General features: G+C 63.0%; 19 protein-coding genes and 1 other annotated feature. Of the genes, 9 read left to right on the top strand and 10 right to left on the bottom strand.

The genetic code is table 11. The features are described from left to right. The 8 genes from Q0L48_RS02930 to Q0L48_RS02895 all read right to left on the bottom strand — a co-directional run bounded on the left by Q0L48_RS02930 (position 1) and on the right by Q0L48_RS02895 (position 7,630). Entirely contained in the window at positions 1-1,485 is a 1,485-nt protein-coding gene (locus Q0L48_RS02930) for a SulP family inorganic anion transporter (protein ID WP_296716999.1), read from the bottom strand. A gap of 92 nt (positions 1,486-1,577) precedes the next feature. Further along, positions 1,578-1,632, bottom strand: a sequence feature (sul1 is cis-regulatory element that is thought to sense ions involved in sulfur or methionine metabolism; They are found in Alphaproteobacteria). Between the two features lie 101 nt (positions 1,633-1,733). Then, on the bottom strand, positions 1,734-2,474 hold the full coding sequence (gene arsH / locus Q0L48_RS02925; RefSeq protein ID WP_296716997.1) for an arsenical resistance protein ArsH: 741 nt from the start codon (positions 2,472-2,474) through the stop codon (positions 1,734-1,736). A 14-nt stretch (positions 2,475-2,488) separates the two neighbouring features. Next, a complete protein-coding gene (gene arsB, locus Q0L48_RS02920) occupies positions 2,489-3,559 on the bottom strand; it encodes an ACR3 family arsenite efflux transporter (RefSeq protein WP_296716994.1) in 1,071 nt (356 codons plus the stop codon). Then, complete coding sequence (arsC, locus tag Q0L48_RS02915; protein ID WP_296716991.1) at positions 3,556-3,984, bottom strand: arsenate reductase (glutaredoxin); 429 nt, start codon at positions 3,982-3,984, stop codon at positions 3,556-3,558. Before arsC ends, arsB begins: the two co-directional genes overlap by 4 nt. Positions 3,985-3,988: 4 nt before the next feature. After that, positions 3,989-4,336, bottom strand: coding sequence for a helix-turn-helix transcriptional regulator (locus Q0L48_RS02910; RefSeq protein ID WP_296716989.1), 348 nt, complete (start codon positions 4,334-4,336; stop codon positions 3,989-3,991). Positions 4,337-4,412: 76 nt separating this feature from the next. Continuing rightward, the gene (locus Q0L48_RS02905) at positions 4,413-4,787 is read right to left on the bottom strand and encodes a response regulator (protein WP_296716987.1); all 375 of its coding nucleotides are present in this window, start codon (positions 4,785-4,787) and stop codon (positions 4,413-4,415) included. 22 nt (positions 4,788-4,809) lie between these two features. Next, complete coding sequence (locus Q0L48_RS02900) at positions 4,810-7,065, bottom strand: PAS domain S-box protein (protein WP_296716984.1); 2,256 nt, start codon at positions 7,063-7,065, stop codon at positions 4,810-4,812. Between the two features lie 79 nt (positions 7,066-7,144). Then, on the bottom strand, positions 7,145-7,630 hold the full coding sequence (locus Q0L48_RS02895) for a copper chaperone PCu(A)C (RefSeq protein WP_296716982.1): 486 nt from the start codon (positions 7,628-7,630) through the stop codon (positions 7,145-7,147). Positions 7,631-8,154: 524 nt separating this feature from the next. On the opposite strand from Q0L48_RS02895, the gene Q0L48_RS02890 reads away from it, so the two are divergent. From Q0L48_RS02890 to Q0L48_RS02880, 3 genes are all read left to right on the top strand, one after another. Beyond that, on the top strand, positions 8,155-8,787 hold the full coding sequence (locus tag Q0L48_RS02890) for a methyltransferase domain-containing protein (RefSeq protein WP_296716980.1): 633 nt from the start codon (positions 8,155-8,157) through the stop codon (positions 8,785-8,787). Positions 8,788-8,883: 96 nt separating this feature from the next. After that, positions 8,884-11,466, top strand: a complete 2,583-nt coding sequence (locus tag Q0L48_RS02885) for a zinc-dependent metalloprotease (RefSeq protein ID WP_296716978.1) — start codon at positions 8,884-8,886, stop codon at positions 11,464-11,466. 342 nt (positions 11,467-11,808) lie between these two features. After that, the gene (locus Q0L48_RS02880; protein ID WP_296716971.1) at positions 11,809-13,404 is read left to right on the top strand and encodes a hypothetical protein; all 1,596 of its coding nucleotides are present in this window, start codon (positions 11,809-11,811) and stop codon (positions 13,402-13,404) included. A 33-nt stretch (positions 13,405-13,437) separates the two neighbouring features. Here the strand turns inward: Q0L48_RS02880 and Q0L48_RS02875 are convergent, their stop codons facing one another. Beyond that, the gene (locus tag Q0L48_RS02875) at positions 13,438-14,121 is read right to left on the bottom strand and encodes a DUF2490 domain-containing protein (RefSeq protein WP_296716968.1); all 684 of its coding nucleotides are present in this window, start codon (positions 14,119-14,121) and stop codon (positions 13,438-13,440) included. A gap of 101 nt (positions 14,122-14,222) precedes the next feature. Beyond that, on the bottom strand, positions 14,223-14,825 hold the full coding sequence (locus Q0L48_RS02870; protein WP_296716966.1) for a phosphoribosyl-AMP cyclohydrolase: 603 nt from the start codon (positions 14,823-14,825) through the stop codon (positions 14,223-14,225). Between the two features lie 191 nt (positions 14,826-15,016). On the opposite strand from Q0L48_RS02870, the gene Q0L48_RS02865 reads away from it, so the two are divergent. The 6 genes from Q0L48_RS02865 to Q0L48_RS02840 all read left to right on the top strand — a co-directional run bounded on the left by Q0L48_RS02865 (position 15,017) and on the right by Q0L48_RS02840 (position 22,178). Next, positions 15,017-16,105 carry an ATP-binding protein gene (locus Q0L48_RS02865; RefSeq protein ID WP_296716963.1) on the top strand — a complete coding sequence of 363 codons (1,089 nt, stop codon included), beginning with the start codon at positions 15,017-15,019 and terminating at the stop codon, positions 16,103-16,105. Continuing rightward, positions 16,105-16,758, top strand: coding sequence for a response regulator transcription factor (locus Q0L48_RS02860; protein ID WP_296716961.1), 654 nt, complete (start codon positions 16,105-16,107; stop codon positions 16,756-16,758). The genes Q0L48_RS02865 and Q0L48_RS02860 overlap by 1 nt, the downstream gene beginning before the upstream one ends. Then, on the top strand, positions 16,755-18,707 hold the full coding sequence (locus Q0L48_RS02855; protein ID WP_296716959.1) for an ATP-binding protein: 1,953 nt from the start codon (positions 16,755-16,757) through the stop codon (positions 18,705-18,707). Before Q0L48_RS02860 ends, Q0L48_RS02855 begins: the two co-directional genes overlap by 4 nt. Positions 18,708-18,711: 4 nt before the next feature. Continuing rightward, the gene (locus tag Q0L48_RS02850) at positions 18,712-19,149 is read left to right on the top strand and encodes a response regulator (protein ID WP_296716957.1); all 438 of its coding nucleotides are present in this window, start codon (positions 18,712-18,714) and stop codon (positions 19,147-19,149) included. A 334-nt stretch (positions 19,150-19,483) separates the two neighbouring features. After that, positions 19,484-20,965 (top strand): lipopolysaccharide biosynthesis protein, encoded by a 1,482-nt coding sequence (locus Q0L48_RS02845; protein ID WP_296716956.1) that lies wholly within the window; start codon positions 19,484-19,486, stop codon positions 20,963-20,965. 64 nt (positions 20,966-21,029) lie between these two features. Further along, positions 21,030-22,178 carry a phosphoribosyltransferase family protein gene (locus Q0L48_RS02840; protein ID WP_296716953.1) on the top strand — a complete coding sequence of 383 codons (1,149 nt, stop codon included), beginning with the start codon at positions 21,030-21,032 and terminating at the stop codon, positions 22,176-22,178. Positions 22,179-22,180: the final 2 nt, after the last annotated feature.

The following is a 22,180-nucleotide window of genomic DNA, read 5'->3' as shown; positions in this document are numbered from 1 at the left end:
TCAGTGCCCGCCCAGCTGCGCGTCGGCGCCGGGCTTGTCATGCGTGGCATAGCGTTCGATCAGCGCGGCGCTGGTTTCGTTGAGGCCGACGATCTCCACCGCCGTGCCTTCGCGCCGGAACTTCAGGATCGCCTTGTCGAGCGTGCCGACCGCCGAAATATCCCAGAACTGCGCATCGCTGACATCGATCACGACCCGGTCGAGCACCTCCTTGAAGTCGAAGGCATCCACGAAGTTATCCGATGAGGCAAAGAATACCTGCCCCGAGACCTGATAGTGACGGGTCAGGCCGTCGTCTGAAAGCTGCGATTCCACGGTGAACAGCCGCTTCACCTTGCTGGCGAAGAACAGGCCCGACAGGATCACGCCCGACAGCACACCTTGCGCAAGATCATGGGTCCATACGGTGACGACGACCGTGACCACCATCACGACCGATGATTGCCAAGGGTGATAGCGGATATCCTTGATCGACCGCCACGAGAACGTGCCGATCGACACCATGATCATGACCGCGACCAGTGCGGCCATCGGAATGATCGCCACCAGTCCGCCCAGCACCATCAGCAGGAACAGCAGGAACGTGCCGGACACGAAGGTGGAAAGCCGGGTCAAACCGCCGGACTTCACGTTGATGACCGATTGCCCGATCATCGCGCAGCCGCCCATGCCGCCGAGGAAACCGGTGAAGAAGTTGGCGATGCCCTGACCCTTCATCTCGCGCTGCTTGTCCGACGGGGTATCGGTCAAATCATCGACGATCTGCGCGGTCATCATCGATTCCAGCAGCCCGACCGCTGCCATCGTTGCCGAAAACGGCAGGATGATCCGGAGCGTTTCCAATGTGAACGGCACGTCGGGGATCAGCCACATCGGCAGCGATGTCGGCAGTTCGCCCATGTCGCCCACGCTGCGGACATCGAAGCCGGTGTAGTAAACCAGCAAGGTCAGCACCACGATTGCGATCAATGGCGACGGCACGGCGCGGGTCAGGTACGGGAACAGGTAGATGATCGCGAGGCCGCCTGCGACCAGCGCATAGGTCAGCACCGGCACGCCGGTCAGTTCGGGCCACTGCGCCATGAAGATCAGGATCGCCAGCGCATTCACGAACCCGGTGATGACCGAGCGCGAGACATATTGCATCAGCAGGTTCAATCGCAGGAACCCGGCAATCATCTGGATCACGCCCATCAGGATGGTGGCGGCAAACAGGTATTCCACGCCGTGATCGCGCACCAGCGGCAGCACCAGCACCGCGATAGCTGCAGTGGCGGCGGAGATCATGCCCGGCCTGCCGCCAACCAGCGAGATGATCACCGCAATCGAGAACGAGGCATAAAGCCCGACGCGCGGATCGACCCCGGCGATGATCGAGAAGCCGATCGCTTCGGGAATGAGCGCGAGCGCCACGACGATCCCGGCCAGAATGTCACCGCGCGGGTTGGACAACCACTCGCGCTTGAGGGTTTCGAAATTTGGCATGTTTGACCTTGCTTGCAACCTGACGTCCCGCGAAATCCGGCGCGCTGGCTATCTTGGCCGCGATGCAGGAAGCGGATCGAACGAGAAGAAAAGGTTATCCCGGGGATAGGCGCCGGGCCGAGCCACCCGGAAAGATCCGGGTCCGGCGAATAGATGCGGGCAATATGCGAAGTCGGCCATTGCTGCAAGTGCGAAGGGTGCGGTGCCGACGCAGCCTCTGTTCCGGGTGACCGAACGTCTCCGCGATATCAGATCGAAGCGATATCGGCATCCTCCACCGGCGTTGCCACCGGCTCGTCGCGCTCCTTCCGCTCGGAATAGCGATCGACGAGCTGATCAGCGTGCGGACGCAGCAGCACGGTGAACCGCACCAGTTCCTCCATCACGTCGACAATGCGGTCGTAATAGGGTGAGGGCTTCATGCGCCCGGCTTCGTCGAATTCCTCGTAGGCTTTGGCGATGGACGACTGGTTGGGAATGGTAACCATCCGCATCCAGCGGCCCAGCACGCGCAGGGAATTGACGGTGTTGAAGCTTTGCGAACCGGCGCAGACCTGCATCACGGCCAGCGTGCGGCCCTGCGTGGGGCGCAAGCCCTTGTAGGCCAGCGGCAGGTGATCGATCTGGGCTTTCATGATCCCGGTGATGGTCCCGTGGCGTTCGGGGCTGCACCACACCTGCGCTTCGGACCACAGCGAATGTTCGCGCAGTTCGTGCACCGCAGGGTGATCGTCGCCGCTCACCTGATCGGGCAGCGGCAGGTCCGACGGATCGAAGATGCGTGTTTCGCAGCCGAACAATTGCAACAGCCGCGCAGCCTCCTCCACCGCGAGACGCGAAAAGGAACGCTCCCGCAGCGAGCCGTAGAGCAGCAGAATGCGCGGCGGCGGATCGATCGCGCCGAGGCTGCTCGCCGGGTTGCGATGAAGATATTCGCGGCGCAGTGCGGGCAAGTGATCGGGATCGGGCAAGGGGCGCAGACGGGTCATCGCTGTGCTTCCGGTCAGGCGGCGGGGAAACGGTCGCGGGTGCGGTTGGCAAAGGCGACCAGCGACAGCATCACCGGCACTTCCACCAGCACACCCACTACGGTCGCCAGCGCCGCGCCGCTCGAGAGGCCGAACAGCCCGATGGCAACCGCCACCGCCAGTTCGAAGAAGTTCGACGTGCCGATCAGCGCGCAGGGCGCGGCGATATTGTGCGGCACCTTCCACGCCATTGCCGCGGCATAGGCGACCGCGAACATGCCATAGGACTGGATGATGATCGGGATCGCGATCAGCACGATCAGCAGCGGATTGGACACGATCGTGCCCGCCTGAAATGCGAACAACAGCACCACCGTCGCTAGCAGGCCGATGATCGACCACGGTTTCAATCGCGCAGTGAAGGCATCGACCGCCGCCTCATCGCCGCCGTGCGCGGCGATCACCTGCCGCCGGGTCAGCGCTCCGGCGACCAGCGGGATCACCACATACAGCGCCACCGACAGCAGCAGCGTGTTCCACGGCACCACGATGTCGGTCACCCCCAGCAGCAGCGCCACAAGCGGAGCAAATGCCACGATCATCACCAGATCGTTCACCGATACCTGCACCAGCGTATAGGCCGGATCGCCCCGCGTCAGTTGCGACCATACGAACACCATGGCGGTGCAGGGCGCAGCGCCCAGCAGGATCAGCCCGGCGATGTACTGATCGGCGTCGGCTTCGCTCATCAGCCCGGCGTAGAGGTAATCGAAGAACAGCACCGCCAGCGCCGCCATCGTGAACGGCTTGACCAGCCAGTTGACCACCAGCGTGATCACCAGCCCCTTGGGCTTGCGTCCGATGTCCTTGATGCTGCCGAAATCGACGCCGACCATCATCGGATAGATCATCGCCCAGATCAGCACCGCGACCACGAGATTGACCGAAGCATATTCGAGCCCCGCCAGCACGCCGACCGCACCGGGAGCGACCAATCCGAGAGCGAGGCCGGCCAGTATCGCCAGCAGCACCCACAACGAAAGGAACCGTTCGAATGTGCCGAGCGGCGAGGCGGCGGGTGCGGGAGCGGCGAGGGTCTGATTCATGTCACGCGCTGCCCGGAAGCATCGACAACCTGTTCGCCGTCCTCCTTGGCAAAAGCGCCGCGCTGATCGGCGGGGATCAGATCGAGCACCGCTTCGGACGGGCGGCACAGTTTTACGCCGAGCGGCGAAACCACGAGTGGACGATTGATCAGGATCGGATGCGCCATCATCGCGTCGATCAGCTGCGCATCGGACAGCGCAGGATCATCCAGTCCCTGCTCGGCAAACGGCGTGCCTTTCTCGCGCAGCAAAGCGCGGGGCGTGATCCCGGCGCGCGCGATAAGGTTTTCGAGCAGCCCGCGCGAAGGCGGGGTCTTGAGGTATTCCACCACATGCGGCTCGATCCCGGCGTTGCGGATCATCGCCAGCGTGTTCCGCGACGTGCCGCAATTCGGGTTGTGGTAGATGATGATGTCGGTGTTCATGCGATTACTCCGCAGCGCAGGAAAGTTCGGTCAGCAGGTTGCCGCACATCTCGGGTGCGCCATCGCAGCAATCCTGCATCAAAAAGGTCAGCAGGCGGCGCATCCCGGCGAAATCGGCGCGGTAGCGGATCAGCCGACTTTCACGCGTCGCCTTAACAAGGCCAGCGCGCTCCAGCGTCGCCAGATGGTGTGACATGGTGGAGGGCGGCACGCTCTGATGTTCGGCAATCGCACCTGCAATCATCCCTTGCGGTCCGGCCTTAACCAGCGATCGGAACGCCGACAGCCGCGTTTCATGCGCCAGCGCGCCAAGAGCATCCACGGCCCAGTCCTGAGGATCGAGAGCGTCCATCACACCACCTTTCGAGAAATATCGAAATATCGCGGACGTGGCGCAAGTCAATGCATTTCGGTGATGTCGTGCGACGCTATGGCTCTTGCATCGTCCGGATCAGAGTTTCGATCACCCGATGGGCCGCAACCGGCTTTTCGCAATGCGGGGTTTTAGCAAACCGCTCAGGAATAATATCGAGATTATAGCCGCTTACGAACAGCGTGGGAACCTTGCGGTCTTGCAGAACTTCGGCTGCAGGGAAGGCCGCTTCGCCTCGCAGGTTCACATCGAGCACCGCACCATCGATGACCTTGGTCGCCTCGATCAGAGTGAGCGCCTTGGACAGCCCTGCCACCGGACCGACCACGATTGCACCGGCATCTTGCAACTCATCACGCATCTCGGTGGCGAGAAGGTATTCGTCTTCAATCAACAGAATTCGGCAATTCTTCAGGGGGAGCGCGGTCATTCAGTGTTGTTTCCTCAAGATATCAGCGCGCCGATACCGGCAGCACAATAGTGCAGTGAACACCGTCCGGATGGAGAGCGAAGCTCGTCTCGGCATCGAGTTGGTATGGCAGCGCGTATTCGATCAGCTCGCGACCATGGCCGCTGGCCCGCTCCGCGAAATCGGGCGGCATCGCCACGCCCGTTTCGCGCCAGTCGATCTGAAGCAGAGGATATTCACTGTCGGTGTCGCTAAGCAGCGCCCAGCCGATACGGAGCTTTGCCGCAGGTTGGCTGAGGGCGCCGTGCTTGATCGCGTTCGTGGCAAGTTCGTGCAGCGCCATTGCCAGGGTTTGCACCGTCGAGGACCGCAAGCGCACCCCGCCGGGACCATCGAGCGTAACCTGACCCGCCCGGCCGTCGAGCGCATTGAGTTCGGCATCGATCAATTCATCGAAGGTTATGCGGTCGCTGTCGTTCAGTCTCGATAGCAGGGATTGCACGCGGGAAAGCGCCGCGATCCGATGTCCGAAGCGTTCCTTGAAATCGGAGAGGTCGGCACTGGCTCGTACCGTCTTTTCCGACATCGATTGCACGACAGCCATGAGATTGCGCGTGCGGTGCTGCAGTTCGGCAACCAGCACCTGCTGTCGGCCCTGCAGTTCGTGGAGCTGATGGATATCGGTCGATGTGCCCAGCCATTCGATGATCGACCCGCGATCATTGCGAACCGGTAGCGCGCGGGTCTGGAACCAGCGATATTCCTGCGTGGACGCATTGCAGATACGCGCCTCGACTGCGAAACTGCCCGTGCGGACCGCCTCGTTCCAGGCGCTGCGTGCAGCCTCACGATCATCGGGATGGAATGCCTGAAGCCAGCCATCGCCTTTGCTCTCTTCGATCGAATAGCCGGTATATTCGCTCCATTGCGGGCTGGACCAGGTCCAGTCTCCCTGATTGTCGGCGCGCCATACGAGTTGGGGGATGCCCTCCATCAGCACCTTGAGCCGCAATTCTGTTTCGCGCAATTCGGTCAGATCGTGGCCCACCCCGCCAACCAGCGTGATCTTGCCGCGCGTGTCGGTGATCGGAAAGTCGGTGTTGCGCAGCCAACGGATCGAGCCGTCCGCAGGGCGCCGGATCCGGTAGTCGAACGTGACATGCTTACCGGCGCGAACGCGGTCGATGGCGTCGAGCACCAGCGGGCGGTCCTCCTCAAGGATCATTGCGATCCAGTTGTCGAAGTCATTGCCCTCCAGGGCGTCATGCCGGGACATTCCGTAAATGCTCTCGAACGCCGGCGTGAGGTATTGCCACTGGAGGGTCTGCGCGTCGCGCATCCACAGGATGTCCTGCGACGCTTCGCCGAACTGGCGCAGCCGGTTCTCGCTTTCCCTGAGCGCCGCTTCAATCTGCACCCGGTCGGTCACATCCTGCGCGATTTTCAAGTAACCCGTCGGCGTGCCGCTGGCATCCTTTACCGCGATCATCTGCCCATCCAGAAAGACGCGGGAACCGTCGCGCCGTTGATGCCAGCGACGGTCTGCTGTTGATCCGGTTGCCGCTGCGCGCGCCAGTTCTTCGTGGGGCACGTTCGCAGCGCGGTCTTCGTCGGTAAAAATTATTGCGGCTGGCTGTCCGATTGCCTCCTCGGGTGACCAGCCGAGGATATCCTGTGACCCTGCGAGCCAATCGGTAATGCGGTCGTTGGTGTCGCTGACGATCATGACGTAAGCGCGCGCATTCTCTATCAACTTGAGCCGTTCGTCAGAGGTTTTGAGCGCTGATACGGTCCGGTGGCGATCGATGACTGGGCCGAGGATCATGGCGTAGGTTTTCAGGAAAGTGATGTCTTCGCCGCCAAATTCGCGCCGCTCGCGCGCGTCCACCTGCAACAGGCCGAATGGCTTACGCCCGGGCAAGAAAATCGGGACGTTGACCAGCGCCACGACACCATGATCGATCAGGAATTGCGGGAACTTAAACCGGTCCTCCTCGGAAATGTCATTGGAGATCACCGGCTCGGCTTTCTCGATAGCGTACGCCTCTGACGATTTTTCCGACAGGCTCACACGCTCTTGCCCGACGATCCCCGGGCGCCAGCCGATCCCGGCGCGGACCAGTCCGGTGTCGTCGTTCCGATCGATCTCGATCACCTTGGCAAGGGTGACATCAAGCCCGTGCGCCACACGGCGGCACGCCTCGGTAAGAATGTCGTCGAGGTCGGCATTGTCGAGGACGAAATCGCCGAACGCGGATAGCGCCTCCTGATGTCGTTCAGTTCTGGAAGCGATGGTCATTTTCTCCCGTTCGCAAACCCTATCGGGAACGTGTGAGTTGAAGCGGCTGCCCCGAACATCGGGGCGACGGCGCGGCGGATCAAACCGCCTTGAAAACCTGCGCCGGCACAGTGATCGCCGCCGATGTGCCGAATACGAGTGTAACATCGATCATCGCGCCTGGCACGACGTTCGAATCGTAGTTCGAGATGGCGGCAAACTCGCCGTCGGGATGTAGGCTCAGTGTCTCGCCCGGTTCGATTGCGAGGTTCGCGACCGGCATCCAGGCGGGACCTTCCGTTTCCTGCATTCCGGTGGCGCTTGCATGCGCCAACCGCACTTCGGTGAGAAGCGCCGTCTGTTCGCCGATATTGGTGATGTCGAGATAGACCCTTGCCGCACCGCCAGCCCGTTCCGGCAGCATGATTCGCGGGCTCTCGACCCGGATGGTCGAACCGAAATCGGGCGCTTGCGAGGCTTCCGTGTCCGACTCCGTGGCCGTCTGCCAAAGTGGCCACAACAGCATCACTGCGCCGACCAATCCTCCGATAATCAAAACTGCAATGAGCCATTTGTGTTTGCTCAAGGATCACCTCATCAGTCAGGGCTGCGGCCAGCGGCCTTATCGAAAGGCTAGCAGGCCCGAGCCCGCGCTTTCCTTACATGGGTAGGGGTTTGGTCGCTCTGTCGGCGGCGGCGGCCATCCCGGACGGGTCAGGCAGCTATGCTGATCCACGTTAGCGACCGCAGGGCTCCAATGTGATTTTGGATCGCTTCCGCTCGAACGCGCCGTCGCATCGGATTTCCTCAAATCCTTGCCTGCCGGATCAGATCAAGTGGCAAGGCGGCATCCTCTGCATTGATGAATCGCTCACATTGTCTAGGGAGCGCGCATGGGGCCACATTTATGCATTTCGGCCGCGAGCGTGTTGCTCCTGAGCCGGAAAGCGCTGCATTTCGCGCGGTGATCGCCCGGGATGTCGGAGGCTTTGGAAAGCTGAACGACCGCCTCTGCGGATGGTTTTCGCAGAGCGGGTGCATATATGGTGGTGCTGTGTCTTAATCAGGATGCGCTCCCTTTGGTGCAGCATCTCACTCAGGTGGAAGAATATGAACGTAGACGAATTGAACGAACCGGCGATCCAAAAACCGCGAAAGCCGATCATGCGATTCGCCCATTCCGCCGCGATCTTCTTTCGCGGTTTTCTTGATCATCCCCGCATGGTTGCCTCGATCGTTCCTTCATCCAAAAGCACGATCGATGCGTTGCTGGAACGGGTCGATTGGGAAAATTGCAGCCTGTTCGTCGAATATGGTCCGGGGGTCGGTACCTTCACCTCGCATATTCTCGATCGCCTGCCAGCCGACGGCAAGCTTCTGGTGATCGACACCAATTCCCGCTTCATCGATTACCTCAGGCAATCGATCCACGATGACCGTTTCCATGCGGTTCTCGGCTCGGCCACCGATGTCGACAAGTTCATCCGGGCGACGGGACACGCCAAGGCCGATTACATCCTTTCGGGCCTGCCGTTCTCTGCCCTGTCGGTCGAACAGGGTCAGGAAATCGTCGATACTTCCTATTCGGTGCTGCGCGAGGGCGGGGCTTTCCTGACCTACCAGTTCCGCGATGCTGCGCGCAGGCTTACAGCGCAACGGTTCGGCAAGGTGGAAACCGGTTTCGCGCTGTTGAACGTCCCCCCATGCCTGCTCACCTGGGGCTGGAAGCTCTCCCAGAGGTAAGGTGTTCGGGCCTGAACTGACTTCTGCAAACTGCTTGCATCGCATTGGCGATCATCGCAAACTGACCGGCGAGGGCAGTTCAATCGAGGGGGCGGTATGCAGAAGTGGGTTCTTTTCCTGAGCGCGGCGTTGATCGCGGCATCGGGCGCCAACGCCAAGGACAAGGAAAAGGACAAGGCAGAAGCTGCCGCGGAGGAAAAGAAGGAAAAATCCCTCTCCAAATTTGTCGCTGATCTGGACAGGTCCGATGGATTGTTCCCGATCTACCGGAACCTGAAAACCGGAGAGGTTTTCCTCGAGATCGACGCAGAGCAGTTCGGCGACGAGTTCATCTACCTAACCTACACCGAAAACGGCCCGGTCGAGGCCGGCGCTTTTCGGGGCAATTTCCGCGAAAACAGGATCGTGACGTTCAATCGCCGGTTCGATCGCGTCGAGGTCGAGGCGGTGAACACCAGTTACTATTTCGATGAGGCCAGCGCCCTGTCGCGCGCGTCCAGCGCAAATATTGCACGCGCGCCGATCGGCAATGTCGCAATCGCGGCCGAAAGCGAGGACGGCAAGCGGATCCTGATCTCGGCCGATGCTCTGCTCGAAGGGGAGGCGCTGCACCGGATCCAGCCGTGGCAATCGCCCGATGCCAAGCCGGGTTCCAGCTTCGCGCTGGGCGAATTGTCCAAGGACAAGACCCAGATCACCGAGTTCGGCAACTTCCCCGCCAACACCGACATCCGCGTCGAATATGTGTTCGACAATCTCAAGCCGGTGCATTTCGGCAATCCGGACATCACCGATCCGCGCTCGGTCGCGATTCTGGTGCAGCATTCGTTTCTGGCCATGCCCGAGCCTGGTTTCGAACCGCGCGCCGATGATTACCGGGTGGGCTATTTTACCGGCGAGTCGACCGATCTGACCTCGTTCTCGCACACGCCGTTCAAGGATGTGATCAACCGCTGGCGGCTCGAGAAGACAAACCCGGAAGCGGCGATTTCCGACCCGGTCAAACCGATCACGTTCTGGATCGAGAACACCACGCCGGTGGAACTGCGCGGCACGATCCGCGACGCTGCGCTCGCCTGGAACGAGGCGTTCGAGGCAGCAGGTTTCTCGAACGCGGTCGAAGTGCAGATCCAGCCCGACGATGCCGGTTGGGATGCAGGCGACATCCGTTACAACGTGCTGCGGTGGACATCGTCGCCCAACCCGCCGTTCGGCGGCTACGGCCCCAGCTTCACCAACCCGCGCACCGGCGAGATCATCGGCGCGGACATCATGCTGGAATATTCCTTCCTGACCAACCGCCTGCGCTATTCGGAAGTTTTCGATACCGCCGCGCTTCCGGCGACAGGGCAGGCTGGCATCGGCGGAGCGGAAGCGCACGGGCGGCACGGCGGCGCGGTCTGCGATCTGGCGGGGCTGCTGCAGTCGAACATGATGGCCGCGCGCGCCATGCTGGTGGCGCAGGGTGCGGGCGAAGCGCTGACCGAAAAGCTCGTTCGGGAGATGGTCTACTATCTGGTGCTGCATGAAATCGGCCACACGCTGGGCCTCAATCACAACATGCGCTCGTCCCACACCGTGTCGCTCGAAACGCTCGGATCGCCCTCGGCGCCGCCGGCCAGTTCGGTGATGGACTATCCGGCGATCAATATCGCCGCGCCCGGTCAGCCGCAGGGGCAGTTCGCGACGGTTCGTCCCGGCCCCTACGACATCTGGGCAATCGAGTTCGGCTACACCACCGATAACACCGCTCGGGATGCGATCCTCGCGCGCTCGACCGAGCCCGTGCTTGCGTTCGGCAATGATGCCGACGACATGCGCTCGCCCGGAATGCACATCGATCCGCGGGTGATGATCAACGACCTTTCCAGCGATCCGATCGGTTGGGCGGCGGGACAGGCCACGTTGATCGACCAGACGCTCGCGCTGTTGCCGACGCGTGTGCTCGAAACCGGCGAGAGCTATCAGGCTCTCTACGATAGCTATCTGATCCTGACCGGTCAGAAGGCCCGCGTGGCGGAAATCGCCTCGCGGTGGATTGCGGGGATCTACAATAATCGCGGCGCGGTGGGGCAGCCGGGGGCCGAACAGCCGCTGGTGCCGGTTCCGGTGGCGGAGCAACGGCGCGCGCTCGGGGTTGTGAGCAAAGTCGCCTTCGCTCCAGACGCTTTCGAAGCTGGCGAGGCGTTCTTGGGCCAGTTGCAGGTGCAGCGGCGCGGTTTCGGTTCCTTCGGCACCAATATCGATCCCAAGCCGCATGCACGGGCGCTGCGCATTCAGCAGTCTCTGCTCAATCACCTCCTGCATCCCAACGTCCTGTCGCGGCTGACGGACACCCGCCGCTATGGCGGGGAATATTCCGTCGGCGCTTATATGGAGGAGCTGACCGGGGCGGTGTTCAACGCGGATCGCCTGACGCCGGTCAACACTTACCGCCAGAACCTCCAGATCGAATACCTCCAGCGTCTTATCGCCGTTGCCGCCGGTCAAGGTGGCGGGGTCGAGCAGACGCCGGGAGGGCCGCGACCACTGCCCAATTTCGATTACGTCGCACGCTCGGCGGCGCTGGCGGGGATTGCCCGGATCAAGGCCATCGCCACCCCGCCGATTGCGGATGCAGAAACCCGGGCGCACCGGGCGCATCTGAAGGCGCTGATCGCGGAATTCGAGCGTCGTTGACACCAATCGGCCGGCCCGCGCCCGCGCGCTGATGTCATTGGCAAATGGTCGATGATGTCGGTGAGGGCGTCGGGGACGGCCTCTTGGGAGAAGCGCGCCGAAAGGACAGGCGGATTGACGTTTTTTTGACGATCGCTCGATTGACCGGACCCAAGCCGTTCTCCACTCTCGCCGCAATCAGGTGCCGGAAGATTTCTCTCCGGCCTCCGCTCGGCGGTTGGGGGCACGAATGAACAAAATGCTTGTCGTATGGGCCGCAGCTACGCTGACAGCCGCGCTGGTTTATGGACAGACTGACGCGCCCGAGCGTCCGAAGAGCAGGCAGGATCAGAGGAATAGATGATGTTCAAATGGGCATTTGCTGCATCGGCAGCACTGGTTGCGACAAGCGTATCAGCGCAGGACGATCAAGGCGGACATAGCGAGCAAGCGGTCAGCGCTGCGGCTGAGGCCGCCTCTGCTGGCAGCCACTCCGATCATGCCGCCACGCCGAACCCGGCAGGCACCAAACTGCTGCCGAATTACGGCAATGGCGGATTTCCGATCGCAACTACCGTTCCCGAGGCTCAGGCTTTCTTCGATAACGGGATCGAACTGGCGTTCGCCTTTGCCCATCAGGAAGCGATCGACGCGATGGCCGAAGCGGTCCGGCTGGACCCCGATTGTGCGATGTGCCTTGCCGGTCACGCCTATGCGCTGGGGCCGACCCTGAATTACGGTCAGGAGATGGATGAACGCGCAGAGCCGCTGGCGGTGGCGAAGCGCGCGCTTGCGTTGGCGAAGGCGGGCGGGTCCGATCTGGAAACCGGCTTCGCTGCCGCGCTGGTGGAACGTTATCGCGGAAAGGGCGACACGGCGGAGCGCGACACTGCCTATGCCGCCGCCATGGCGCGTCTGGCAGCGGCTCATCCTGAACACGCCACAATGCAGACGCTGGCCGCCGATGCGCAAATGACGTCCGATTATGGCAAGGAATCGATGCGCGTCGCGATGGATTTCCTGGAGCCGGTGCTGGCGCGCAATCCCGATCACACCGGCGCGATCCATTTCTACATCCACGCTACCGAGATTTACGGCGAGCCGAGCCTGGCCGAGAGCCAGGCCGACCGGCTGGCAGCGATGAAGCTGGATGCCAGCCACCTCGTCCATATGCCGTCGCACACCTATTACTGGGTCGGGCGCTATGCCGAGGCCGCCGAGGCCAACCGCATCGCGGTGCAGATCGGTGAACATCAGGCAATGATGATGGGCGATGACGATCCGATGCAGGTCTGGAACATCCCCTATCACACCCACAATGTGATTTTCGGGCTGGGCGGGGCGATGATGGCGGATGATTCCCGCACTGCCCTGATGCTCGCCCGCCCGCTGGTCGCCCGCGCGCAGGCGCAGGAGGAAGGCGGCTTTTTCGGCCAGTTGCTGCTGTCGTCGGCCTATTTCGCGGTTGCGCGGTTCGATAGCCCTATGGACGTGCTCGAACTGGAGGAGCCGAAGCTGCCCTATCTCAAGGCGGCATGGCACTATGCGCGCGGCGAGGCCTACGCGTTTCTGGGCGACACCGACAAGATGATGGCGGAACGGGACGCAATTCCCGTGCGGATGGAACTGTCGGACGCCGAGGAGGAAAACCGGCTGGCCGCCGCCGATCAGATGCTGGCGATCACGCGGGCGGTGCTGGTCGGGCGGCGGGCGATGATGGAAGGGCGCTATCACGACGCCGCGGCTTCTTTTGCGGAAGCTGCGCTGATCGAGGAAACCGAAGATTTCAGCCGCTTCAGCGATCCGCCTGCGTTCTGGTATCCGGTGCGCCGCGATCTCGCTCAGGCGCTTCTTGCCACCGGCGACGAAGAAGGGGCTTTGCGCGAAGCCCACGCCACGCTGAAAGTGCGTCCCCGCGACCCGGTTGCCGAAGCGCTTGTTGCCCGGCTTTCAAGCTAGGATTGTGGTTCAAGCATGGCGGCGTACGCCTGATCAGAAAGACATGAACAGGTTCACGTTTGCCACGTGGTCCATGCGGTTTTCGCCTTCGCGGAATACCGTCTGGTTGAGGTAGCCCGGCACCACCTCGATCCTTTCCGCAATCGGGATCGAGACCCCGGCGAAATTGCGCCACACGCTGAGGCCGCCGCGCTGGAAATCGGTTTCGTTCAGCTCGATGAAGGGCTCGGTATAGGCGACCAGCTTGTTGTTCTCGCTGACCGGAACGCGCAGCTGGACGAAATTGCGGAACCGCCACGAGGTGCTTTCACCCTCTTCGAAGGTGCGCTGCTCGAGGCGGGTGCGGCTGTCGAGGGTAATGCCGTCCCGGTCGAAGAGCCTGACATTCAGTTCCTGATAGTAGCGGTGTTCGTTCAGTTTGACGGGGCCGACGGGGTCGGTGAGGATATAGGCATAGCCGCCGCCGATGCTCACGTCCTTGTTAAGGCGATAGCCGACCAGCATGCGCAGCAGCAGCTGGCCGAGCCGGTCGGCATCATTCGTGAACCGTTCCTGCGCCTCCCCGCGCACGAACCAGTCGCCATCCTCGTCCACGTCGGCCACGACGAACTGACCGGCCCAAACGTTCAAGTCGTCCTCGGTTGCAGCGGCGGGGGAGGCCGTCAACGCGAGCGCGCTCGCGCCCAGAGCGATCTTGAGAGGCGCGTTATTCGCCATGGGATGGATACTCGGTTAGGGGGGCGGAACGAGGGCGGAAGCAAAGTCATGGTCTCCGCTGCGCCGATCCAGCCGGAAGCGGCGCAGCGGGCCTGGGCGGATCAACCGCCGCTATAGGGAATGGTCGAACTGTGGACGGCCATCTTCAGCTTGCCTTGCGCGTCGCGGATGTACCCGATCGTGTATTCGACCTTGGTCTCTGCGCCTCCATCGGCCGGGGTGAAGTAGTAGTTCCCCATCGCCACGGCCATGTGACAGACATTGTTCATGATCCCGGCGTTCTGCCAGCGGACCTTGGTCCATGGCTTGATCGCGAAGCCCTTGTCTTCGGGAAAGGATTCGTTGCCGCCCACGAAATAGGAGAGCGCCCCATCGAAGCCTGAGCGGAACTGTTCGACCGCGGCAAGCGTCGGCTTGAACAGCACGAGGCTGAGATCATAGGCATAGAACTCGTCGATGTGGTCTGCAGCTGCCTCGCGGTAGTCGCCGCCATCGCGGAAGACCTTGCCGATCCGCACGATGCCGTCACCCCATTCGCCCTGCCGCGCGATCACCTCCTTTTCGGTGATGCATTCGAGCTGGGCTTCGGTAGGCTGCATATTGGTGCCCGCGCCGATGGGTGCGGTCATGGCCTGGGCATAGGTGGGCGTGCCCACGGCGAGAGCGATGCCCGCAGCGGCGATGGCGAGGGAGGTCTTGGTCATGGCAGGTGTCTCCATTAGCACGTGGTCCGAACGCGCGTCGCAGCATCACCACCTGTCGTCAGGGGCTCGGTCGCAGCACGTGGAAAAGAGATACTGTTTCGCGCTCTCCGGAAAATCGGCCATTCGGCTCCCCTTGCGGCCTAGGCCGGGTGGCCTATGCGCTTTTGCTTCAAGGCTCTAAGCTGGAGAGCATGGTGACGCGCCCTTACGCCCTTTCATCCGATGCCGAGACGGTTGCCGAATTGCGCGAGCTCTACCGCGCTTCAGAGGCGCGCGCGGCACGTTTGCGGTTGCTGTCGATATCGGGGCGCGAATTGGCGAGGGCCGATGACGGTACGTTGGACCAAGTGCTGCAGACGTGCGCGGAACGCCTCGCGTTCTTCGCCGGCCGCCAGTCCGCCGAGATCGCTCGTGCCGATGGCGCGCGAGGCATCGCGATAAGGGCACCAGGAGCGGGCGGTGCGGTGGTGGCGCGGCTTGTCATCCCCGATCTTGAAGAGATTGATGCGGTCCCGGATGTCGAGGATCGCGAAGCTTTTCGGATGCATCTCGAACTGATGGGCACGACCATCGACCGGATTGCGCGCGAGCGCGAACGCAGCGAGCTGCTCGCTGCGCTGCAGGAGCGCGAGAAGCGGCTCGCGCTGATGCTGGAGAAGGTCTTCACCGCGCAGGAGGAGGAACGCCGGCGGGTCAGTCATGAACTGCACGACGGCGTTGCGCAGACGGCAACCGCGCTTGTCCGCCTGCTGGAGGGTGCGGAAAGTGCCGGTGCTGCGGCTGCCGGCCCCGCACCCAAGCAGGTCGCGCGCGGCCTGGTGTCCGAACTGCGCCGTGTGATCGCCGGCTTGCGCCCGACCCTCCTCGACGACCTCGGCCTGCTGGCTGCGCTGCAATCATTGGGAGAAGGGCTCGCAGCCGAAGGCTTTGCTGTGCGGATGGTGCTCGAAGGAAAAAACGCAAGGCTCGCTCCGCTGATCGAGACTGCGCTGTTCCGGGTTGCGCAAGAGGCGATTGCGAACATCCACAAGCATGCCGGCGGCCCTTGCGCGGTCAGCGTCGAGGCGCGGCTGGATTACGATCCCGTTGTCCTCAGGATCATCGACGAAGGACGCGGCCCCGCTGTCCCGGTGCGCGGGCAGGACGGCGCGACTGGCCACCGGGTCGGAATCGACGTCATGAACGAACGTATGAGCGCGCTCGGAGGCACACTCGAATGGTCCGGCAAGCCGGGGCGGGGGGTCACGGTCGAAGCGCGGCTGCCGCGCGGGAGTCTATGATGAGCAGCGCTCGGATACTCATCGTCGACGATCACCAACTCGCGCGCGAGGGCCTTGCCGCGGTGTTGACCGGAAAGGGATACGACGTCGTCGGGCTTGCCGACACCGGCGAACAGGCGGTCGAACACGCGCGTGAACTGGTGCCGGACGTGGTGTTGATGGACGTGCGCCTTGGCGCCGGGATCGATGGTCTGGAGGCAACAAGGCGCATCGCCGCGCTCCGCCTGCCGATCCGGGTGCTGATGCTGACGCTGCATGACATGCCCGGCTATGTTCGCGAAGCGCTTGGCGCAGGGGCGGCAGGTTATGTGCTCAAGGACACGGCAATCGGCGACCTGTGCGCCGCGATCGAGCAGGTCCTCGCCGGACAGTCGGCCCTACCGCTCGAGCTTGTCACTGCGGCCTTGCGGGCACCTGTGCTGGCCGCGCCGTCACCGTCCAGCCTCGCGCAGGTTCTTACAGAGCGCGAACAGCAAGTGGTCGCGCTGGTTGCGGAGGGCCTCACCAACAAGGAAATTGCACGCGAACTCGGCATCAGTCCGGCGACTGTGAAGGTCCATGTCGAGCGGTTGATCGGCAAGCTCGGCGTCGCGGACCGAACGCAGGCGGCCGTACTGGCGGTAACAATGCAGGCGGGAGGGGCCGTGCGATGAGCGCCCGCCGTTCCGCCTTGCTGATGCGGATCTGGACCGATCGGCCGCTCGCCTTCAAGGGGTTGGTGGTGGTGGCGATGCCGCTTACCATCCTGCTCGGTTCACTGGTCTCGCTCTACCTGGCCAGTAGCGCAGAGACACGCGCCGAAGACGACGTGCGCCGCGCCTTCGCGATCCAGCGCGACATCTACCAGGTCCATGCGCTGCTGGCCGAGGCGGCGACCGGCGTACGGGGCTATGCCCTGACCCGCGAGGACCGCTTTCTCGTGCCCTACCGCGCCGCCGAGATCGAGCTTCCCGCGACCTTGCAGCGGCTCGATATTGCAATCGAGGATCCGGTGGTGAGCCGCTATTTCGTCGACTTGCTACAGGTCACCGAGGAAAAGCGTGCGAGCCTCCGGGCTACGGTCGAACTTGCCCGGAGCGAAGAGGCGGCTTCGTCTGAAGCGATCGAGCGGGCGCTGATGGCCAACGAGCTGACGCTCGATACCGTGCGGAGCGAGATCGAGAAAATCCAGCGGCGCGAGGCGGTGGTGCTGGATGAACGCCGCGCGCTTGTCGACGAGGTGCGCCGCCGCTTCCTCACGCTGACGGCTGTTAGCGGGCTGGTCGGCCTGCTCGGCAGCCTCGCGGCGGTTTATCTCTTCTCCACCGGTATCGTGCGGCGGGTCAGCAAGCTTGAGCATAATGCAGAACTGCTCGCCCGCGGCGAGCGACTGGTGGACCTGCCCCAGGAGGCGGACGAAATCGGGCGGCTGACGGTCAAGCTGGGCCGTGCCAGCGCCCTGCTTCGCGAGCGCGAGGATGACCTGCGCACCAGCGAGGAACGGTTCCGGCTCGTTATCGAGCGGGTGCGGGACTACGGCATCTTCACGCTCGACCGGCAGGGGATCGTTACCAGCTGGAACCTCGGTGCTGAACGCATCAAGGGTTGGCAGACGGACGAGGTCCTCGGCAAGCATTTCAGCCGCTTCTACCCTGACGAGACCCGCGATTTTCTTCCTGCCCAGATGCTGGAACGGGCACGTGCGAACGGCTCGGCCGAGGATGAGGGCTGGCGGGTGCGCAAGGACGGCACGCGCTTCTGGGCCAATGTCGTGATCACCGCCCTGCGCGACGAAAACGGCGCGTTGCAAGGCTTTGCCAAGGTCACCCGCGACATGACCGAGCGTCGCCGCAGCGAGGAGGCCCTGCAACTCGCGCGCGAGGAGGCGGTGGCGGCCAGCCTCGCCAAAAGCGAATTTCTGTCGCGCACCAGCCATGAATTGCGCACGCCGCTCAACGCCATTCTCGGCTTCGGCCAATTGCTCGAGATCGACGCCGAGACCCTGAGCGGACGGCACCAGGAGGCGGTCGAGAGGATCACCCGCGCGGGCCGCCACTTGCTGGCCCTGATCAACGACCTGCTCGACATTTCGAGCATCGAGGCGGGCGGGGCGGAGATCGAGCCCGAGAGCATCGACGTAGCGGCTCTGTTGCGCGAAGCACGCGACCTTGCCGAACCGATCGTGGCGAGCGCCGGCCTGCGGTTCGACCTGACTCTGCCCGCCGGATCGCCGAGCGTACATGCCGACCGCCGGCGCTTGACGCAGGTGATCCTCAACCTTGTCGGCAACGCCGCCAAATACAACACGGGCGGAGCCTTCGTCCGGCTCGGAGCCCAGGCCGCGCCAGACGGCGGCGGCGTCACCTTCTTCGTCGAGGATGATGGGCCAGGCATCGATCCCGGCAAGGTCAATCGGCTGTTCACCGCCTTCGACCGCCTGGGGCAGAACCAAAGGACCAAGACGGAGGGGACCGGACTTGGCCTCGCGCTGTCCAAAACCCTTGTGCAGTCGATGGGCGGCGAAATCGGTTACACGGCTGGCCAACCGGGCGCGCGTTTCTGGTTCCGGCTCGGCGGCGAGGCGGTGAGGAACGAGGCCGTCACGCAAGCGCAGGAAGGATGACGCGATGGCCGTCCAATTGATCGACAGCGAGGAAATCCTCGCCTGCCGCATCCTCGCGATCGATGACGAAGAAGCGAACGTGCGCCTGCTCGCCAACATCCTCGAGCGCGAAGGCTACCGCGATGTGCATTGCCTGACCGAAAGCACGCGCGCGCTCGAGACCTACATCGCGCTTCAGCCCGACCTTGTCCTGCTGGACCTGATGATGCCCGAGGTCGACGGGTTCCAATTGCTCGAAGCGTTCTCGCGCCATGATGCAGCGGATGAATTTCGCCCTGTCCTTGTGCTGACAGCCGACACCACGATCCAGGCCCGCCGCCGGGCGCTCGCATTGGGCGCCAAGGACTTCGTCTCGAAGCCCTTCGACGTTATCGAGGTCGGGTTGCGCATCGCAAACTTGCTCGAGACGAGGCGGCTCTACGAAAGGCTGCGCGGTTCGTGAGGCACATGTCGGGCCCGCGTTCGGCCGACCAGCAACCTGTGATCACCTTCCGGCAGCTCTCGCGACTTGTGCGCCCGCAAGTGCACCGAGTTCGTTGGGCTCAGCCAGTGGCTGCAATCGATGTAACACCCGCTCGCCCGCTGCGACGGTTAGCCTTCCAGAAGGGGCGGGCCGCGAGGCGCCTGGCTTGCAATGCCAATACGGTTCGCCCAGTACACGGACGCGAGGCGGGGCGTGGGTGAGCACGGCTTTGCGCGCTAGGGCTGCAGGCCTGTCCGCAATCATACCACTGAGCGGTTGTCGAAAGGTCCATGCTCTGTCAGCTTCCGACCCCTTGCTTTTCCCGCCTGGCGAAGACCTGCGGGCCAAAGGGGTTTCGGGCACGCTGATCCTCGGCGGCACACAGGCGGTCAGGCTCGTTTTTCAGATAGTCTCGGTGGTCCTGCTGGCCCGCCTGCTCGAACCCGAGCACTTCGGGTTGTTCGCCATGGTCACGCCGGTCGTCGCCCTCGCCACACTTGTGGGGGATCTCGGCATCGGCCAGGCGCTGATCACCGCCAAGACCATTCGCCAGAGCCAGGCCAGCACCCTGTTCTGGTGCAACATGGCCATCGCCACGTTGCTCGCGGTTCTCCTTGTGTTGCTGGCGCCGCTCATCGCCGAGTTTTTCGGCGAGCCCGACGTCGCACCACTCGTCGTCGCCTTGTCCGCCTCGGTTCTTCTGTCCGGCGTCGCCACGCAGCACCTCTCCGTTCTCAATCGCGGCCTGCGCTTTGCCGCAATCGCAGCGATTGAAACCTCGGCCGCGGCCATAAGCCTCGCCGTGGCGCTCGGCCTCGCACTGATCTATCCCGGTCCTTGGGCGCTTGTAGGGGCGGTGATCGTCTCCAGTCTCGTGGTGTCGATCGGATCGTGGCTTGCGGCAGGCTGGGTGCCATCGCGTCCCGGACCGTTCGCGGACGTGGCGGCCATGTTGCGGTTCGGGACCGGCGTGACGGGCTTCAACCTTGCCAATTTCGTTGCCCGGAACGCGGACGACATCATCATCGGCCGGGTCGCCGGATCGGCGATGCTCGGCGCCTACGACCGCGCCTACAAGCTGCTTCTCCTGCCGCTCGAGCAGGTGTCGCGACCGATCGGTCGCGTCCTGTTGCCCATCCTTTCGCAGCTTGTCGAACAGCCCGAACGCTACCGCGCAGCCTATCTGCGGACAGTGCGCCAGATCATGCTCGTGACGCTGCCCGGCGTTGTCGTCTTGTTGATGGAGGCCGAGCGGCTGGTTCCTCTGCTTCTGGGCGAGGGCTGGGAGGAGGCAATCGTCATCCTGCAATGGCTGGCCATAGCCGGGCTACACCAACCGTTGACCACCACCATCGGCTGGCTGTTCCTGAGCCAGCAACGATCGGACGAATTCGCCTTTTGGGGCATCGTCAACGGCGCGACTGTGCTGGCCGCGTTTCTGTTCGGCATCACTTTTCTCGGCGGCGCTGTCGGGGTCGCTCAGGCCTATGCTTTGACCGATGCCCTTGTTCTGGCGCCGGTCCTTTATGCCTTCGTCGGCCGCAAGGGACCGGTCAAGGCCGGCGACCTCTACCGTGTTGCCCTGCAATGCCTGTTTGCCGGCGGTGCGGCGGCCGTCGCTCTCCTGTGGTGGGGAGGGTTCGCCCCCGATGGCGGCGGGCTTCGGGAAATCCTTCACCTTCTGGCCTCGGTGGCACTCGCCTATCTTGCAGCCACTCTTGCCACGGCCCTGTTTCCGCAAGGACGCCGCTCCATCGCCGAAAGCCTGTCGCTGGTGCGGGGCGTGCTAACGTGAGTTAGGGCACTTAAGGCTAATCTCCACGATCCCCCGCTCCGTTGGCCATGCCGGGGGATCCTTGATGAAGTATCGCAGTCTTTCCGATCTTTCCGGTCTGATCACGAAGAATCTGCATCTCATCCCCCGCGACATTGATCTGGTCGTCGGCATTCCTCGCAGCGGCATTCTCCCTGCGATCACGATTTCGCTGCTGCTCAATCTGCGTTACGCGGATCTCGACAGTTTCCTCGAAGGCCGCCTGTCGGGTGTCGGTTCGACCAAGCGGCACGCGGGCCTGATCGACGATTTCCGCGCGGCGCGGCATGTTCTCGTGATCGATGACAGCCTCAACCGCGGCAACGCGATGCAGGAAGCGCGGGAACGGCTCCGCCACTTCGCTGGCGACACGAAGTTCACATTTGCGGTTGTCTATGTCGTTCCCGATGGTCGCAACGAGGTGGACTTTGCCTTCGAAGAGCTTCCGATGCCGCGGATGTTCGAATGGAACTTCATGCACCACGTCTACCTGCAGCACGCCTGCGTCGATATCGACGGGGTTCTTTGCGTCGATCCGGACGAAACCGAGAATGACGACGGTCCGAACTATCTTCGCTTTCTTGCCGGCGTGTCGCCGCTCTATCGGCCAACCCAGCGAATTGGATGTCTCGTCACCAGTCGGCTCGAGAAATACCGCGCCGAGACCGAGTCATGGCTGGAGCGCCACGGCGTTCAATACGACAAGTTGGTGATGCTCGACCTGCCGACCGCCAGCGAGCGGCGCCGGCTTGGCTTGCACGGGCAGTTCAAGGGCGAGGTTTACAGAGACAGCAAGGCGGTGTTGTTTATCGAGAGTGATCATGGTCAGGCAATCGAGATCGCCAAGGTCTCGGGCAAGTCGGTGCTGTCGATCGAGCGGCAACAGATCGTCGGCCCAGACGCCTGGTCCAGCGCGGCCGCGGTGCAAAGGCTGCGGAATTTCAGCGTTCACGCGAGAATGTCCGGCTCTCCGCTGGCCAGCCTGGACGCCCTCAATCGCAAGATGCGCAGGGTGCTGCCACATGCGATTTACGAACCGGCGAGGAGCGCGTTCGTAAAAGCGATGCGGGCAATACGCGGCGAAACATCGCGACCGGTCCGTTCGCCCACTGAAAATCGTGCCCGGGCGGAATTGCCTATTGCCGAAGACAGCAGCCGGAAATTGCGGGAGCCGGCGCGCTCAACCCGCCCCTAAGC

It is taken from the genome of Erythrobacter sp. (assembly GCF_024305245.1).
Classification (GTDB): domain Bacteria; phylum Pseudomonadota; class Alphaproteobacteria; order Sphingomonadales; family Sphingomonadaceae; genus Erythrobacter.
Note: the sequence above shows the minus strand (reverse complement) of the source record. Positions and strands in the feature narration are given on the sequence as shown.